Genomic DNA, 13,562 nt, shown 5'->3' on the forward strand with positions numbered 1-13,562 from the left:
GCTCAGCTAGCACCTGCAAGCGCTAGAGCTGGATGGTCCACAGGAACGGCGTGGCTGTGACCAACGTCACGGAGAGCGCGATGATCCCGTAGCGCGCCGCGGCGGGCAGCGAGGGACCCGGCTTGATCAGGCGGTCCACCCTGGCCATGACGTTCTTGGCGTGCACGCCGAGCATGCCCTGCGGGGTCGGCATGGCGCCCGCCGTACCGAACCTGAGCAGGGCGGTGGCCAGCATGCGCGGTGAACAGTAGCGGCGCGCGCGGTCGTCGGCGGCCATCTCGATGAGCAGCTCGACCTGCCCCTGCGCGTCGAAGGCCACCTTGGACCAGGGCAGCGCCCGGCGCAGCGCGGCGAACGGCAGCAGCACCAGGTCGTGGCGCTCCCGTACGTGCGCTGCCTCGTGCGCGAGCACGGCCGTGAGCTCGTCGTGGGACAGCAGCTTGAGCGCGCCCTCGCTGACCACCACCTGCGAACGCAGCCCCGGCACGCAGTAGGCCGCCGCGCTCGGATGGTCGAGCACCCGCACGCCGGGCACACCCGGGTCGTCGCGGGCGATCAGGGCGAGCAGCACACGGTGGCGCCGGCGGGCCCGCAGGGCCTGCACGCCCGCGGTGATCAGCACCACGACGAGTACGGCCAGCGCGGCCAGTCCGGCGATCATCGCCGCCACGTGCAGCGGATCCCAGCTCTGACGCGGAGGTTCGCCGTTCGCGAAGGCGATCATGCTCGGCAGCACGCCCACCTCGTACGGCTGGACGGCGTAAGCCAGCATGGCGCCCGTCGTGGCCAGGCCCCAGGCCACGCCCAGGGACTGCCAGAGAATGATGGCGATCCGCGGCGCCCGGGACGTCCAGCGAGCGGTCGTGAGACGCCAGGAGCCGAGCCCGCACGCCATGGCGAGCGCTGCCAGCGTCGCTGCCGTGATCACTCTTCCTCCAGCTCCGTGAGAGCTCTCCGCAGGATCTCCGCCTCCGAGCCCGACACGGCCTGGGCGAAGCGGGTGAGGGCGGCCGAGCGGTCGCCCGTCAGGTCCAGAGCTTCCAGCATAAGCTCGGCGATGTACGCGTCGCGGCTCGCCGCCGGTTCGTAGCGCCAGGCGCGGCCGTCGCGGGTCCGCTGGAGGAACCCCTTGCGGGTCAGACGGTCGAGGACGGTCATGACGGTGGTCGGGGCCAGGTCGCGGTCGGCGATGAGACGGCCGACCTCACGGGCCGTTAGCGCGCCGCTCTCCGCCCAGATGATGTCCATGATGCTGCGTTCGAGCTCGCCAAGACCCTTCACACGCATCAGCGTAGTACTACAAAGCGTCGAGCAGCCATCCGGGATGCTGGTGAGATGGACATCACGCTCGTCCAGGGGGACATCACCGCGCAGACAGTCGACGCCATCGTCAACGCCGCCAATTCGTCGCTGATGGGCGGGGGCGGGGTCGACGGCGCGATCCACCAGCGGGGCGGCCCGGAGATCCTGGCCGAGTGCCGGGCACTGCGGGCGTCCCACTACGGAAAGGGATTGCCGGCGGGGCAGGCCGTGGCCACGACCGCCGGACGGCTCGACGCGACCTGGGTGATCCACACCGTCGGGCCGGTCTATTCGCGGACGGATGATCGATCCGGCGTCCTGGCCTCGTGCTATCGCGAGTCGCTCCGGGTGGCCGACTCGCTGGGGGCCCGGTCGGTAGCCTTTCCGGCGATCTCGACCGGCATCTACGGGTGGCCGCTGGACGACGGCGCCCGCATCGCACTGCGTACCGTGCGGGAGTTTTCCACAGCTGTGGACGAGGTGCGGTTCGTGCTGTTCGACGCGGTGGCCTACGCCGCCTTCGAGGCGGCTCTTTAGAGCGGCGCCACGGCCTCCCAGGGGAGGGTCAGTTCCCCCAGGCGCCACCTGGCCGTGCCGCCCAGTGGCGGAGTCCGATGGATGGGCCAGGTGCCCGCCAGGACGTCCACGGCGGCCAGCCAGCGCTGCCTGCGGCCGTGGGCGCCATAAGGGGCGGTCCTCGCCCAGGCGCGGTCGAAGTCGCTCAGGAACGCATGGATGCGCTCGCCTGGGACGTTCCGGTGGATGAGGGTCTTCGGCAGGCGGTCGGCCAGGTCCGAGGGGCGGTCGAAGGCGTCGAACCTGGTCGACAGGGTGAGCGTGCGCGGGCCGGTCCGATCCACCCCGGCCCAGATCGCCCGGTGGCCGGTCTCCGAGCAGGTGCCCTCCACCAGTACGCCGCCGGGGGCCAGCTTGCCGCGCAGCGTCTCCCAGTAGCGCCAGGCGTCCGCCTCGCCGTACTGCCGCAGGACGTTGAAGGCCCTGATCAGCAGCGGGGGACGCGAGACCGGCAGCTCGAAGCCGCCCAGCGCGAAGCTCAGGCCCGGGCGCTCGTACGGCTTGGCCAGGGCGACCCGCGCGGGGTCGATCTCGATGCCCACCACCTCGATGTCGGAGCTGATCCGGCGCAGCCGGGTGAAGAGCTCCAGCGTGGTGGTGTGGGAGGCGCCGTAGCCGAGGTCCACGGCCAGCGGCCGGGCGGCGGTGCGCAGCACCCGGCCGTGCGCGGCGGCGATCCACCGGTCGGCGCGCCGCAGCCGGTTGTGCCCGGTCGTTCCTCGGGTGATGGAGCCGACCGGTCTAGCCACCGACGCGGTGCACCTTGTGCTGGGCGGCCTGGGCGCGCGGGCGCATGACCACGCGGTCGATGTTGACGTGCGCGGGCCTGGTGACGCACCACACGATCGCGTCGGCCACGTCGTCGGAGGTCAGCGGGTCCGGGACGCCCTGGTAGACGCGGGCGGCGGCCGCCTCGTCGCCGCGGAAGCGGGTGACCGCGAAGCCCTCGCTCTGGACCATGCCCGGCGCGATCTCCACGACGCGTACCGGCTGCCCGACCAGTTCGAGCCGGAGCGTCTCGGCCATCGACCGCTGTGCCTGCTTGGCCGCCACGTAGCCGCCGCCGCCCTCGTACGCCACCAGGGCCGCGGTCGAGGTGAGCATCACCAGCACCCCGTCGCCCGACTCGACGAGCTTGGGCAGCAGGGCCTGCGTCATGCGCAGCGACCCGAGGACGTTCGTGTCGTACATCCCCTGCCAGTCGTCGATCCGCCCCTCGGCCACCGTCTCCATGCCGAGCGCGCCGCCGGCGTTGTTGACCAGCACGTCGCAGCGGTCGAGTGCGGCCGCGAGGGCGTCCACCGATTCCTGGGAGGTCACGTCCAGGGACACGGGGCGGATCCCGGGCACCTCGGCGGCCAGTTTGTCCAGCCGGTCCTGCCGCCGTGCGCCCGCCACCACGTCATAGCCTTCGGCGGCCAGCCGCCTGGCTGTCGCCTCGCCGATCCCACTGCTCGCGCCTGTCACCACAGCCGTCTTCTTCATGGCTCACATCTTGCCAGCCCGCTCATGACACCCCGCTTGTCGGGAATGTCGGAATGTTCGGCATAGTTGTACTTCCTCTGGAGGTGGTGTCGGGTGAGGCGACAACGGGTCAACCGGGTCGCGACCATCAGCATGCACACGTCTCCCCTGGAACAGCCCGGCACGGGCGACGCCGGCGGGATGAACGTGTACATCGTCGAATCGGCCAAGCGGCTGGCCGAGTCCGGCGTCGAGGTGGAGATCTTCACCCGGGCCACCAGCGGAGACCTGCCACCGGTGGCCGAGCTCGCCCCCGGCGTCCTGGTCCGCCACCTGACCGCCGGCCCGTACGAGGAGCTGACCAGGGCCGACATGCCCGCTCAGCTCTGCGCGTTCCTCTCGGGCGTGCTGCGGACCGAGGCGATGTACGACCCGGGTCGCTACGACGTCATCCACTCGCACTACTGGTTGTCGGGACAGGTCGGCTGGCTGGCCAAGGAGCGCTGGGGCGTGCCGCTCGTGCACACCATGCACACCATGGCCAAGGTGAAGAACCTGCTGCTGGCCGCGGATGACCAGCCCGAACCGCAGGCCCGCGTGGTGGGCGAGCAGCAGGTCGTGGAGATCGCCGACCGGCTCGTGGCCAACACCGGTGACGAGGCGAACGAGCTCATCGAGCTGTACGGCGCGCCGGAGGAGCGCGTCGCGGTCGTGAACCCTGGTGTCAACCTCACCCTCTTCCAGCCCGCTTCACAGGGCGCCGCCCGGCGCCGGCTCGGTCTGCCGCAGAACGCGCACGTGCTGCTGTTCGTGGGCCGGATCCAGCCGTTGAAGGCCCCCGACGTGCTGCTGCGGGCCGCCTCGCGGATGCTCATCGACGACCCCTCGCTGCGCGGCCGCCTGGTCGTGGCGTGCGTGGGCGGTCCGTCGGGCAACGGCCTGGCCAGGCCGTCCCTGCTCGTCGAGCTCGCCGCCGAGCTGGGCATCTCCGACGTCGTCCGGCTGGTGCCGCCGGCGCCGCAGCACGAACTGGCCGACTGGTACCGCGCGGCCGACGTGACCGTCGTGCCGTCGTACAGCGAGTCGTTCGGCCTCGTCGCCCTGGAGTCACAGGCCTGCGGCACCCCTGTCGCGGCGGCCGCCGTGGGCGGGCTGCGCACGGCCGTACGGGATGGTGTGTCCGGGGTGCTCGTGGACGGCCACGACTCGCACGAGTGGGCGCGGGCGCTGCGCCGCTTCGTCACCGCGCCGGCCTGGCGCGACGGCCTGTCGGCCGGCGCCCGGGCGCACGCGGCGGCGTTCGGCTGGCAGGCCACGTCGTCTCAGCTGATGGAGGTCTACGCGGGCGCCGTCGCCGACCTGAACAGGTTGCCGGTCGCCGTCATTTCGTAGGCTGTACGACATGCGCGATGTCGTAGAAACCGCGCTCAAGGCTGCGGACGTCTCCTTCGACGAGCCGCGACCAGGGGCGTTCCTGGTGAAGCTGCCCGGGCAGCACAAGCTCGCCACGATGACGTGGTTGATCATCGGCGATCAGGCACTGCACGTCGAGGCGTTCTTCTGCCGCCAGCCCGACGAGAACCACACCGAGTTCTACAAGTGGCTGCTCGCCAAGAACGGCGGCATGTACGGCGTCCACTTCTCCGTCGACACCGTCGGCGACGTCTACCTCGTCGGCCGGGTGCCGCTCACGGCGATCACCGAAGCGGAGATCGACCGGCTGCTCGGCTGCGTGCTGACCTACTCCGACGACTGGTTCGACCGGGCGCTGGAGCTCGGCTTCGCCTCGTCGATCAGGCGCGAGTGGGAATGGCGCGCCAAACGCGGGGAGTCGCTGGCCAACCTGCAGGCGTTCGCCCGTTTCGCGGATCCGGCGCGGAACGGTGGCTGAGGCCCGCCATAGGATTGCCCGCATGGCGACTTTGGTGCTGCTACGGCACGGCGAGAGTGACTGGAACGCGAAAGGCCTGTTCACCGGATGGGTGGATGTGAGCCTCTCGGCCAAGGGCGAGGACGAGGCCCGCCGGGGCGGCAAGCTCCTGGTGGAGGCCGGCGTGCGGCCCGATGTGGTCCACACCAGCCTGCTGACCAGGGCCATCCAGACGGCCCAGCTCGCCCTGGGCGAGGCCGACCTGCTCTGGCTGCCGGTCAAGCGCTCGTGGCGGCTCAACGAGCGCCACTACGGCGCGCTTCAGGGCAAGAACAAGGCGCAGACGCGTGAGGAGTTCGGCGACGAGCAGTTCATGCTCTGGAGGCGCTCCTTCGACGTCCCGCCGCCCCCGATCGCCGACGGCGACGAGTACTCCCAGGCGGGTGACCCGCGCTACGCCCTGCTGCCGCCCGAGCTCATGCCGCGCACGGAGTGCCTCAAGGACGTCGTCGACCGCATGCTGCCCTACTGGTACGACGAGATCGTCCCGGATCTCGCGGCCGGGCGCACCGTGCTGGTGGCGGCGCACGGCAACTCGCTGCGCGCGCTGGTCAAGCACCTCGACGGCATCCCCGACGAGGAGATCGCCGGACTTAACATCCCCACGGGCATCCCGCTGCGCTACGAGCTGGACGACCAGTTCCGGCCGCTCAAGCGCGGCGGCGAATACCTCGACCCCGAGGCGGCGAAGGCGGCGATCGAGGCGGTCGCCAACCAGGGCCGCTGACACCTCGTGTGGGGCGCCTGCGAGCGCCCCACCGAGGTCAGCTCGGGCGGGCGCCCGTCACCAGATAGACGACGTCACCGGCCACGCGGACCGCGTGGTCGGCGTAACGCTCGTAGTAGCGGCCGATCAGCGTGATGTCGATGGCCGGCTCGACGCCGTGGGGCCAGTCCTTGGACAGGATGTTCCTGAACAACCGCCGGTGCAGCTTGTCCATGGCGTCGTCGTCGGACTCCAGCTCCATCGCCGACTCCACGTCCTGCGAGGCGATGCAGCTGCCCGCCTTCGTGACCAGGGTCTCGGCGATCTGGCCCATCTGCAGGATCGTGGGCCGCACCTCCGGCGGGATCGCCGTGTCGGGGTGGCGCAGTCGCGCGACCTTGGCCACGTGGACCGCCAGGTCGCCCATGCGCTCCAGGTCCGTGCCCATCCGCAGAGCCGTGATCACCATCCGCAGGTCGACGGCCACCGGCTGCTGCCTGGCCATCAGCTCGAAGATGGACGTCTCGATCTCCTCGAACGTCGCGTTCACCTCCGCATCCCTGGAGATCACGCTCTCCGCGAGCTGGAGGTCGGAGTCGAGCAGGGCGGTGGTGGCCCGGGAAATGGCCGAGCGGACCAGCGTGGTCATCTCGACCAGCTTGGCGGTCAGGGAATCGAGTTCTTCATGGTACGCGTCGCGCATGCCGTCAACCTACGTGGATCTCGATGAACGAACTCCTACCACGAGATGAACTTTCCTGGAAAGAGACGTTCATCCCCAGGTGAGAGGGGTGCCCCTTGAGGAAGGCCACCTACCATCGAAGACATGAGTGAGATGGCCATGAGCTTGACGGCCCTGGCGGGGTTCGTCGTGGGAGCGCTGGCGGTCCTGTTCTACCGCAACCAGATCGAGGCCCAGAACAGGACCGCGACGGCCGGTGACCAGGAGCCCGGCGCCCTCCCACAGGGCGTGGCCTCGGTGCTGGCCGTGCTGCCCTCGTCCGCGGTCGTGCTCGACGCGCACGACCGCGTGCTGCGAGCCAGCTCGGCCGCCCGCGCGTTCGGGCTGGTCAAGGGCGACCGGCTGATGGCCGCCGAACTGCTCGCCCTGGCCAGGCAGGTACGACGGGACGGCGAGATCCGGGAGAGCGAGATCGACGTCGCCGGGCACAAGTTCGGCCAGGAGATCACGAACTTCGCGGTCCGCGTGGCCCCGCTCGGCTCCTACGGCCAGGTCCTGGTGCTCGCCGAGGACCAGACCGAGCGGCGCAGGGTCGAGGCCGTCCGCCGCGACTTCGTGGCGAACGTCAGCCACGAGCTCAAGACCCCCGTCGGCGCGCTGAGCCTGCTCGCCGAGACCATCCAGGACGCCGCCGACGATCCCGAGGCCGTCACCCGGTTCGCCGGGCGCATGCAGCACGAGGCCGCCAGGCTCAACTACCTGGTGCAGGACCTGATCACGCTGAGCCGGATCCAGGGCGCCGAGCCCATCCCCACCCCCGGCCAGGTCTCGATCGACGAATCCATCAACGACGCCATCGACCACTGCAACACCAGGGCGATCGCCAAGGACATCACCCTCGTCACCGGCGGCGCGGAGGGCCTGCGCATCTGGGGAGACGACGAACTGCTCGTCACCGCCCTGCGCAACCTCATCGACAACGCTGTCGCCTACAGCCCCGAACACACCCGGGTCGTCGTCAGCGTCAGACCGGCGGGCGACTCCGTCGAGATCAGCGTCAGCGACCAGGGCATCGGCATTCCAGAGGAATCCCTGGAACGCATCTTCGAACGCTTCTTCCGCGTGGACGCGGCCAGGTCCCGGGCGACCGGCGGCACCGGTCTCGGCCTCGCGATCGTCAAGCACGTCGCCGCGGCGCACGCCGGCGAGGTCTCCGTCTGGAGCAAGGAAGGCTCCGGCTCCACATTCACGCTGCGGCTGCCCGCATTCGGCGGCACCGCGGTGGTCGTTCCACCCCCGAACACCCTGGAGGCCGCAAAATGACCCGAGTTCTCGTGGTGGAGGACGAGGAGTCGTTCTCCGACGCCCTGTCGTACATGCTCCGCAAGGAAGGCTTCGAGGTCTCCGTCGCGGCGACCGGGCCCGAGGCGCTCGACACATTCGACCGGAGCGGCGCCGACCTGGTGCTGCTCGACCTGATGCTGCCCGGCCTGCCGGGCACCGAGGTGTGCCGCTCGCTGCGGCAGCGTTCCAAGGTGCCGGTCATCATGCTGACCGCCAAGGACAGTGAGATCGACAAGGTCGTGGGCCTGGAGCTGGGCGCCGACGACTACGTCACCAAGCCGTTCTCCTCGCGCGAGCTCGTCGCCCGCATCCGCGCCGTGCTGCGCCGCCAGGGCGACGTCGTGGACGAGCTGGAGTCGGCGGTGCTGGCCGTGGGGCCCGTGCGCATGGACGTCGACAGGCATGTGGTGGCCGTACGCGGCGAGCAGGTGCAGTTGCCGCTGAAGGAGTTCGAGCTCCTGGAGGTGCTGCTGCGCAACGCCGGGCGGGTGCTCACCCGGGGCCAGCTCATCGACCGTGTGTGGGGCGCCGACTACGTGGGTGACACCAAGACGCTCGACGTGCACGTCAAGCGGCTGCGCGCCAAGATCGAGTCGGATCCGTCGAACCCGCGCTGCATCCTGACCGTGCGCGGGCTGGGCTACAAGTTCGACGCGGTGGAGAGCTGAAGATCTGAGGGGAGCCCCGGTACGTACCGGGGCTCCCGCTTTGTCAGTGGGCCACGTGTCAGTGGGCCGCTTCGGTGGCCTCGGCGGAGGCCGACGGCGAAGGCGTCGGCGCGGCGGTCGCGTTGGGCGCCGGCGGGTAGTCCTTGAACTCGCGGCTGCGCGTGACCACAGGGACATTCATGGACACGACCCCGGCGTTGGCGAACTGGAGGTCCAGGTGGATGCTCTCGCCGCCTCTGAGGGCCTTGGAGATGCCTTCCAGCATGATCTGCGGGCTCGGCTTGCCGGTGTTGACCAGCTGGTTGCTCGGCAGCTGGATCGGCGCCGCCACCTTCGCGGTGGCCACGGTGCCGGCACTGACCGCCGTGAGCGTGTCGGAGGCGCCGTTGGTGTTGAGGATGTTCAGATAGACCGGGGCGGAGCCGCGCCAGGCGAGCTGCGCGCCGGAGTCGGGGCCGAGGATGAACGCCTGGGGGATCTGGATGCCGTGCATGCCGTAGTTCTTCGCCTGATCGAAGAGAACGCCTGCCTCATTGGGTGCATACGGCTTGTTGGTGTTGGCGTCGAATCCAGCCGAACAACCGGCTAGCACAGGGGCGACCAGGAAGACGGCGGCGGCGACAATCCAGCGGCGGCGGGTCACGAGCGGGTTCTCCTAGGGTCTTGCACATGCGTGTAGGGCAGCGCCCACCATATCCATCCGAATCCATGGTCATATCCGCACCCCTGCAGGTCATTAGCTATGCCCGCATATGCGATTCATAGAGTTGACCGGTTGTCAACCCCCAATATGCCGCTTTGACCTGCAGTTATGATGATTTCACTGTTCCGGGAGCCTGTGGATGCGTGGTACTCTGGAGTACAGCGGAAGGGGTACTTGTCACATGACTTTCCAGGTCGGCGACACTGTCGTCTACCCCCACCATGGGGCTGCTCGGATCGAAGCAATCACGAAGCGATCCATCAAGGGTGAGGAAAAGACCTACCTGGTGCTCAAGGTCGACAAGGGCGACCTTACCGTCCAGGTGCCAGCTGAAAACGCGGAACTAGTCGGCGTGCGCGATGTTGTCGGCCAGGAAGGCCTTGAGCGGGTTTTCGATGTTCTTCGGATGCCGCACACCGAGGAGCCGACCAACTGGTCCCGGCGCTATAAGGCCAATCTCGAGAAGCTCGCGTCCGGCGATGTCAACAAGGTCGCCGAGGTGGTCCGGGATCTTTGGCGGAGGGACCGCGAGCGCGGCCTGTCCGCCGGTGAGAAGCGCATGCTCGCCAAGGCCCGTCAGATCCTGGTGAGTGAGCTGGCCCTCGCCGAGAAGACCAATGAGGACAAGGCGGAAGCCCTGCTCGACGAGGTCCTCAACTCCTGAACACGAAACTTCCACGGGTGGGCGTCGGAGTCGACGTCCACCCGTTCGTTTCAGGGCGGGAGTTGCATCTCGCCGGCCTGTACTGGCCGGGCGAGACCGGACTCGCGGGTCACTCCGACGGCGATGCCGCCGCGCACGCGGCCTGCGACGCCCTGCTGTCCGCCGCCGGGCTCGGTGATCTCGGCGGTCTGTTCGGGACCGACGATCCACGCTGGGCGGGCGCCTCGGGCGTCACCCTGCTGGCGGAGGCCGCGCGCCAGGTGCGTTCGGCGGGCTTCGAGATCGGCAATGTGGCCCTCCAGGTCATCGGTAACCGGCCCAAGCTGGCTCCTCGCCGTACGGAGGCCGAGAAGGCGCTCAGCGCCGCTCTGGGGGCGCCAGTGAGCGTCAGCGCGACCACCACGGACGGGCTCGGGCTGACCGGGCGCGGCGAAGGGGTGGCGGCCATCGCGACCGCGCTTGTTGTTCTCTAGCGCTTGGTCAACCTACAGCCGCACTGCCGCGTCTTTCTGTGGGATGCGTTGAGGGTATCCCGGCGGGTGCTGCCTCCGGCCCGCCGAGTCGAACGGGGCGGCGGTCCGTTACTGGCGCGGTACGGATCGCCGCCTTCCCATGGGTAGCTTCCCGATATGTCGGGTAAGTCCTCCTAAGACATGTGGAACGTCTTCGGGGGGAGCAACACATGATCGGCGCGATTGTTTCCGCGGTCGTCATCGGCGCCATTGTCGGAGCGCTGGCCCGGCTGATAGTGCCCGGCAAGCAGAACATGTCCATCGGCCTGACGTTGATCGTCGGCATCGTGGCGGCTCTGCTCGGCACGCTCATCGCCCAGGCATTCGGCTGGGCCGACACCAGGGGCATCGACTGGATCGAACACATACTCCAGCTCGCCCTGGCCATCGTCGGAGTCCTGATCGTCACCAAGATGACCACCGGGAGGAGCGGCCGCACCGGAGGAACCCCGATCTGACCTGCCCTTTCGAGTCGGCAACGCATATTCGCCGATGCTCGGGTACTGATCTCTCCCGAGAGTGAACGGCTCACTCTCACTGGGAGGTTTGGTCATGACAATCCAGTCCATCCTTGGCGCCATCGTGATCGGCGCCGTGATCGGCGCCCTCGGTCGTCTGCTGCTTCCCGGCAGACAGGCCATCGGGTGGATCCTCACCATCGTCGTCGGTATCGTCGCCGCCCTGGTGGGCACCCTCATCGCCCAGGTCCTCGGCGTCGCCACCACCAATGGCATCGACTGGATCGAACTGGTCATGCAGGTCGTTCTCGCCATTGTCGGTGTCGGGCTCGTGGCTGGGCTGCGGCGGGGCAGTGGTACGAACGTGTAGACGATGGCTAGACGGTTCCGCGACTGTGCCGAATCCCCTTCGGCGCGGGACGGTACGCGAAGACCCGCCCGGTGCTCACACCGGGCGGGTCTTCTGCTCATTCCTCCGGGGGGAGGGGGGTGCTGCGGAGCCTGCCTGAGGGGGCTGGGGCGTCGTCTTCTATGACCGGCTGCGGGGCGGTGTCCTCCAGGTCCCGGTCTTCCATCGGGCGGGAGCGGGCGGTGGCGGACTCGGCGGGGTCGGCGGCTTCCGGGCCGTGGTCGGGGTCGGGGCTGGCTGGTTTTTGGCTGGTGCGGGCGGATGTGTCCGGGATGTCGCTGTAGATGCGGACCGGTTGGGTGTCGGTGTCCCGGTCGGAGACGGTGGGGGTCCGGGGGTGGACCAGGACGTCGGTCGGCTTGATCCGGTCACCCCAGCGCACGGGGCGCTTCAGCTCGGGCTCCGGCTCTGCTTCCGGCTGTGGTTGTAGCTGTGGTTCGCGGGATGTGTCGGGCCGGGATTCTCCGCCTGTCTCGGGCCCTGCCTCGCTGTGCCCTGCCTCGCTGTGCCCCGCCGCGCTGTGGCCTGCCACGCGGTGGTCTGTCTCCGGAGCTGGCTCGGGCTCTCGGCTGGGGCGGGGCTCCGGGGCCGGCCGGGGTTCCTCGAAGGTGGGTTCCTGAGCGCGCTTACGGAGGCCACGGCGGAGTTTCGGCGCCCGCGCAGGGGCGTCGCCGGCTTGCGACCCTATGCGCCCGCCCGGCTCCGTGCGTTCACCTGGCTCGGTCCGCGCGCTCGGCTCGGTCCGTTCGCCCGGCTCAGTCTGTCCGCTTGGCTCAGTCTGTCCGCTTGGCTCGGTCTGTCCGCTTGGCTCGGTCCGTCCGCTCGGCTCATTACGTCCGCTCGGCTCGGTCCGTCCGCTCGGCTCATTACGTCCGCTCGGCTCCGGCCCTTGCCACGGCGCGGTGGCTCGCGAGGCCGTACTCGCTCGCTGGGCGTCGTCCTCTCTGCGGGCCTGGGGGCGGGGATCCGGCTCCGGCGGCAGGTCGTCGGACTGCGGGCGTGGTCGTGGCGGCGCTACCGGCTCCGTCAGGGCCGCACGCTCGCGACGCTCCTCGAACTCCGGCTCCTGGTCCGGGGTGGCGGGCCAGCGGGCCACCTGGGCGGAGATGGGCGGGGTTTCCGGAGCGGCCGTGGGGCCGACGACCGGTGTGGTCTCCAGCACGGGGTGGAGCGGTTGGGTGAGCGGCGGCGGCGTGTCGCCGGGGCGGCCCCGGTGGAAGGGCACGATGTCCGGCTCCGCCGTACCGTCGTCATCGTCGTCCACGGACGTCCTGCGGCCCTGAACGTGCTTGATGAGCAGCAACCACAGCCAGAGGGCGAGCGCCAGCATGACCCACGGGGCGACCGCCACCCCCACCGCGAGAGGTTGTACGTCGAGCTGGACCTGGAGCGCCGGCGCGACGTTCGACGCGGCGGCGGCCACGATGAGCAGGACCAGCACGACCGCGGCCTGGGCGCGTACCAGCAGGTGGGCCGAGCGCAGCAGGAGGACGCCGATCAGCGCGACGACCAGGAGCGCGTCGAAGCCGGCCGGATAGAGGAAGGCGAGGTCGGGTCGGGACTCACCGCGGATGGCCAGTGCCCGCAGGTCGTCGAAGGAGAGCACGCAGGCGACCGCCGTGAGGCCGGCCACCGCGAGACCGGCGAGGGCGATGCCCAGGCGTCGGAGCGTAGAAGGGGGAGTCACGTCCATGGCGGTTCGAGCCTACAGAAGAATGGGGGTCAGGACCGATCAAGGGAGATACATGGCCGAGCTCTCAGAGGGCGTGCGCGAGCTGTTCGACGGGCCCAACTACGCGACGGTGACCAGCCTCAATCCCGACGGCGGGCCGCAGTCGACGGTCGTATGGGTGCGTACGGACGGAGACGACGTGCTTTTCTCCACCGCCAAGGGCCGGCGCAAGCCGCGCAACTTCGAGCGCGACCCCCGGGCCAGCCTGCTCATCATCGACCCGGCGAACCCCTACCGCTACGCCGAGGTGCGTGGTCACGTGACCATGGAGGACGACCCCGCGGGCGACCTCATCCAGGAGCTCTCACGCAAGTACACGGGTAAGCCCTGGGAGGACAAGCCAGGAGTTGAGCGACTAATTGTCCGGATAAGGCCAGAGAAGGTCACCATGCGTGAGTGATTAAAGGGCCTG

The 13,562-nt window shown here is 69.5% G+C and carries 18 protein-coding genes; 11 read left to right on the plus strand and 7 right to left on the minus strand.

Translation table 11 applies throughout. From position 1 onward, the window contains the following. Positions 1-22: 22 nt before the first annotated feature. Both AB0B91_RS45760 and AB0B91_RS45765 read right to left on the minus strand, forming a co-directional pair. Positions 23-928 carry a M56 family metallopeptidase gene (locus AB0B91_RS45760; RefSeq protein ID WP_358334716.1) on the minus strand — a complete coding sequence of 302 codons (906 nt, stop codon included), beginning with the start codon at positions 926-928 and terminating at the stop codon, positions 23-25. Further along, the gene (locus AB0B91_RS45765; RefSeq protein ID WP_358334719.1) at positions 925-1,281 is read right to left on the minus strand and encodes a BlaI/MecI/CopY family transcriptional regulator; all 357 of its coding nucleotides are present in this window, start codon (positions 1,279-1,281) and stop codon (positions 925-927) included. Before AB0B91_RS45765 ends, AB0B91_RS45760 begins: the two co-directional genes overlap by 4 nt. A 54-nt stretch (positions 1,282-1,335) precedes the next feature. On the opposite strand from AB0B91_RS45765, the gene AB0B91_RS45770 reads away from it, so the two are divergent. Continuing rightward, positions 1,336-1,839 carry an O-acetyl-ADP-ribose deacetylase gene (locus tag AB0B91_RS45770; RefSeq protein ID WP_358334722.1) on the plus strand — a complete coding sequence of 168 codons (504 nt, stop codon included), beginning with the start codon at positions 1,336-1,338 and terminating at the stop codon, positions 1,837-1,839. Here the strand turns inward: AB0B91_RS45770 and AB0B91_RS45775 are convergent. Continuing rightward, the gene (locus tag AB0B91_RS45775; protein ID WP_358334725.1) at positions 1,836-2,627 is read right to left on the minus strand and encodes a class I SAM-dependent methyltransferase; all 792 of its coding nucleotides are present in this window, start codon (positions 2,625-2,627) and stop codon (positions 1,836-1,838) included. The genes AB0B91_RS45770 and AB0B91_RS45775 overlap by 4 nt on opposite strands. Next, a complete protein-coding gene (locus tag AB0B91_RS45780) occupies positions 2,620-3,363 on the minus strand; it encodes an SDR family NAD(P)-dependent oxidoreductase (RefSeq protein WP_358334728.1) in 744 nt (247 codons plus the stop codon). The genes AB0B91_RS45775 and AB0B91_RS45780 overlap by 8 nt, the downstream gene beginning before the upstream one ends. Before the next feature lie 132 nt (positions 3,364-3,495). Between AB0B91_RS45780 and mshA the strand changes: the two genes are divergently transcribed. Genes mshA through AB0B91_RS45795 form a run of 3 tightly spaced genes read left to right on the plus strand, consistent with a single transcriptional unit; the run spans position 3,496 to position 5,999 of the window. Next, positions 3,496-4,734 (plus strand): D-inositol-3-phosphate glycosyltransferase, encoded by a 1,239-nt coding sequence (gene mshA / locus AB0B91_RS45785; protein WP_358335008.1) that lies wholly within the window; start codon positions 3,496-3,498, stop codon positions 4,732-4,734. 10 nt (positions 4,735-4,744) lie between these two features. Next, positions 4,745-5,233: a YbjN domain-containing protein gene (locus AB0B91_RS45790; RefSeq protein WP_358334731.1), complete on the plus strand. Its 489-nt coding sequence runs from the start codon at positions 4,745-4,747 to the stop codon at positions 5,231-5,233. 22 nt (positions 5,234-5,255) lie between these two features. Continuing rightward, complete coding sequence (locus AB0B91_RS45795) at positions 5,256-5,999, plus strand: phosphoglyceromutase (protein WP_358334734.1); 744 nt, start codon at positions 5,256-5,258, stop codon at positions 5,997-5,999. 37 nt (positions 6,000-6,036) lie between these two features. Here AB0B91_RS45795 and phoU read toward each other — a convergent pair whose 3' ends face one another. After that, positions 6,037-6,681 carry a phosphate signaling complex protein PhoU gene (gene phoU / locus AB0B91_RS45800; RefSeq protein ID WP_358334737.1) on the minus strand — a complete coding sequence of 215 codons (645 nt, stop codon included), beginning with the start codon at positions 6,679-6,681 and terminating at the stop codon, positions 6,037-6,039. Between the two features lie 123 nt (positions 6,682-6,804). Here phoU and AB0B91_RS45805 point away from each other — a divergent pair, with 123 nt between their 5' ends. Then, a complete protein-coding gene (locus AB0B91_RS45805; protein ID WP_358334740.1) occupies positions 6,805-7,983 on the plus strand; it encodes an ATP-binding protein in 1,179 nt (392 codons plus the stop codon). Continuing rightward, positions 7,980-8,672 (plus strand): response regulator transcription factor, encoded by a 693-nt coding sequence (locus AB0B91_RS45810; RefSeq protein ID WP_214642201.1) that lies wholly within the window; start codon positions 7,980-7,982, stop codon positions 8,670-8,672. The genes AB0B91_RS45805 and AB0B91_RS45810 overlap by 4 nt, the downstream gene beginning before the upstream one ends. Before the next feature lie 58 nt (positions 8,673-8,730). Here the strand turns inward: AB0B91_RS45810 and AB0B91_RS45815 are convergent, their stop codons facing one another. Then, complete coding sequence (locus AB0B91_RS45815; protein WP_358334743.1) at positions 8,731-9,315, minus strand: copper chaperone PCu(A)C; 585 nt, start codon at positions 9,313-9,315, stop codon at positions 8,731-8,733. A 241-nt stretch (positions 9,316-9,556) separates the two neighbouring features. On the opposite strand from AB0B91_RS45815, the gene AB0B91_RS45820 reads away from it, so the two are divergent. From AB0B91_RS45820 to AB0B91_RS45835, 4 genes are all read left to right on the plus strand, one after another. Continuing rightward, positions 9,557-10,039, plus strand: a complete 483-nt coding sequence (locus AB0B91_RS45820; RefSeq protein ID WP_043624891.1) for a CarD family transcriptional regulator — start codon at positions 9,557-9,559, stop codon at positions 10,037-10,039. Between the two features lie 17 nt (positions 10,040-10,056). Continuing rightward, positions 10,057-10,512 (plus strand): 2-C-methyl-D-erythritol 2,4-cyclodiphosphate synthase, encoded by a 456-nt coding sequence (gene ispF, locus AB0B91_RS45825; RefSeq protein WP_358334746.1) that lies wholly within the window; start codon positions 10,057-10,059, stop codon positions 10,510-10,512. Between the two features lie 209 nt (positions 10,513-10,721). After that, positions 10,722-11,009, plus strand: coding sequence for a GlsB/YeaQ/YmgE family stress response membrane protein (locus AB0B91_RS45830; protein WP_358334749.1), 288 nt, complete (start codon positions 10,722-10,724; stop codon positions 11,007-11,009). 94 nt (positions 11,010-11,103) lie between these two features. Next, positions 11,104-11,379: a GlsB/YeaQ/YmgE family stress response membrane protein gene (locus AB0B91_RS45835; RefSeq protein WP_214642204.1), complete on the plus strand. Its 276-nt coding sequence runs from the start codon at positions 11,104-11,106 to the stop codon at positions 11,377-11,379. Positions 11,380-11,476: 97 nt separating this feature from the next. Here AB0B91_RS45835 and AB0B91_RS45840 read toward each other — a convergent pair whose 3' ends face one another. Continuing rightward, entirely contained in the window at positions 11,477-13,105 is a 1,629-nt protein-coding gene (locus tag AB0B91_RS45840; protein ID WP_358334751.1) for a DUF2637 domain-containing protein, read from the minus strand. A gap of 58 nt (positions 13,106-13,163) precedes the next feature. Between AB0B91_RS45840 and AB0B91_RS45845 the strand changes: the two genes are divergently transcribed. Further along, on the plus strand, positions 13,164-13,550 hold the full coding sequence (locus AB0B91_RS45845; RefSeq protein ID WP_358334754.1) for a PPOX class F420-dependent oxidoreductase: 387 nt from the start codon (positions 13,164-13,166) through the stop codon (positions 13,548-13,550). The last annotated feature ends 12 nt before the right edge of the window (positions 13,551-13,562 follow it).

Origin of the sequence: Nonomuraea sp. NPDC049141 (assembly GCF_040648415.1) — a bacterium.
In the GTDB taxonomy this organism is placed as follows: domain Bacteria; phylum Actinomycetota; class Actinomycetes; order Streptosporangiales; family Streptosporangiaceae; genus Nonomuraea.

Coding starts and splice junctions, on each gene's coding strand:
- AB0B91_RS45770 (WP_358334722.1), top strand. CDS start 1,336: ATGGACATCACGCTCGTCCAGGGGGACATCACCGCGCAGACAGTCGAC.
- AB0B91_RS45780 (WP_358334728.1), bottom strand. CDS start 3,363: ATGAAGAAGACGGCTGTGGTGACAGGCGCGAGCAGTGGGATCGGCGAG.
- mshA (WP_358335008.1), top strand. CDS start 3,496: ATGCACACGTCTCCCCTGGAACAGCCCGGCACGGGCGACGCCGGCGGG.
- AB0B91_RS45790 (WP_358334731.1), top strand. CDS start 4,745: ATGCGCGATGTCGTAGAAACCGCGCTCAAGGCTGCGGACGTCTCCTTC.
- AB0B91_RS45795 (WP_358334734.1), top strand. CDS start 5,256: ATGGCGACTTTGGTGCTGCTACGGCACGGCGAGAGTGACTGGAACGCG.
- phoU (WP_358334737.1), bottom strand. CDS start 6,681: ATGCGCGACGCGTACCATGAAGAACTCGATTCCCTGACCGCCAAGCTG.
- AB0B91_RS45805 (WP_358334740.1), top strand. CDS start 6,805: ATGAGTGAGATGGCCATGAGCTTGACGGCCCTGGCGGGGTTCGTCGTG.
- AB0B91_RS45810 (WP_214642201.1), top strand. CDS start 7,980: ATGACCCGAGTTCTCGTGGTGGAGGACGAGGAGTCGTTCTCCGACGCC.
- AB0B91_RS45820 (WP_043624891.1), top strand. CDS start 9,557: ATGACTTTCCAGGTCGGCGACACTGTCGTCTACCCCCACCATGGGGCT.
- AB0B91_RS45830 (WP_358334749.1), top strand. CDS start 10,722: ATGATCGGCGCGATTGTTTCCGCGGTCGTCATCGGCGCCATTGTCGGA.
- AB0B91_RS45835 (WP_214642204.1), top strand. CDS start 11,104: ATGACAATCCAGTCCATCCTTGGCGCCATCGTGATCGGCGCCGTGATC.
- AB0B91_RS45845 (WP_358334754.1), top strand. CDS start 13,164: ATGGCCGAGCTCTCAGAGGGCGTGCGCGAGCTGTTCGACGGGCCCAAC.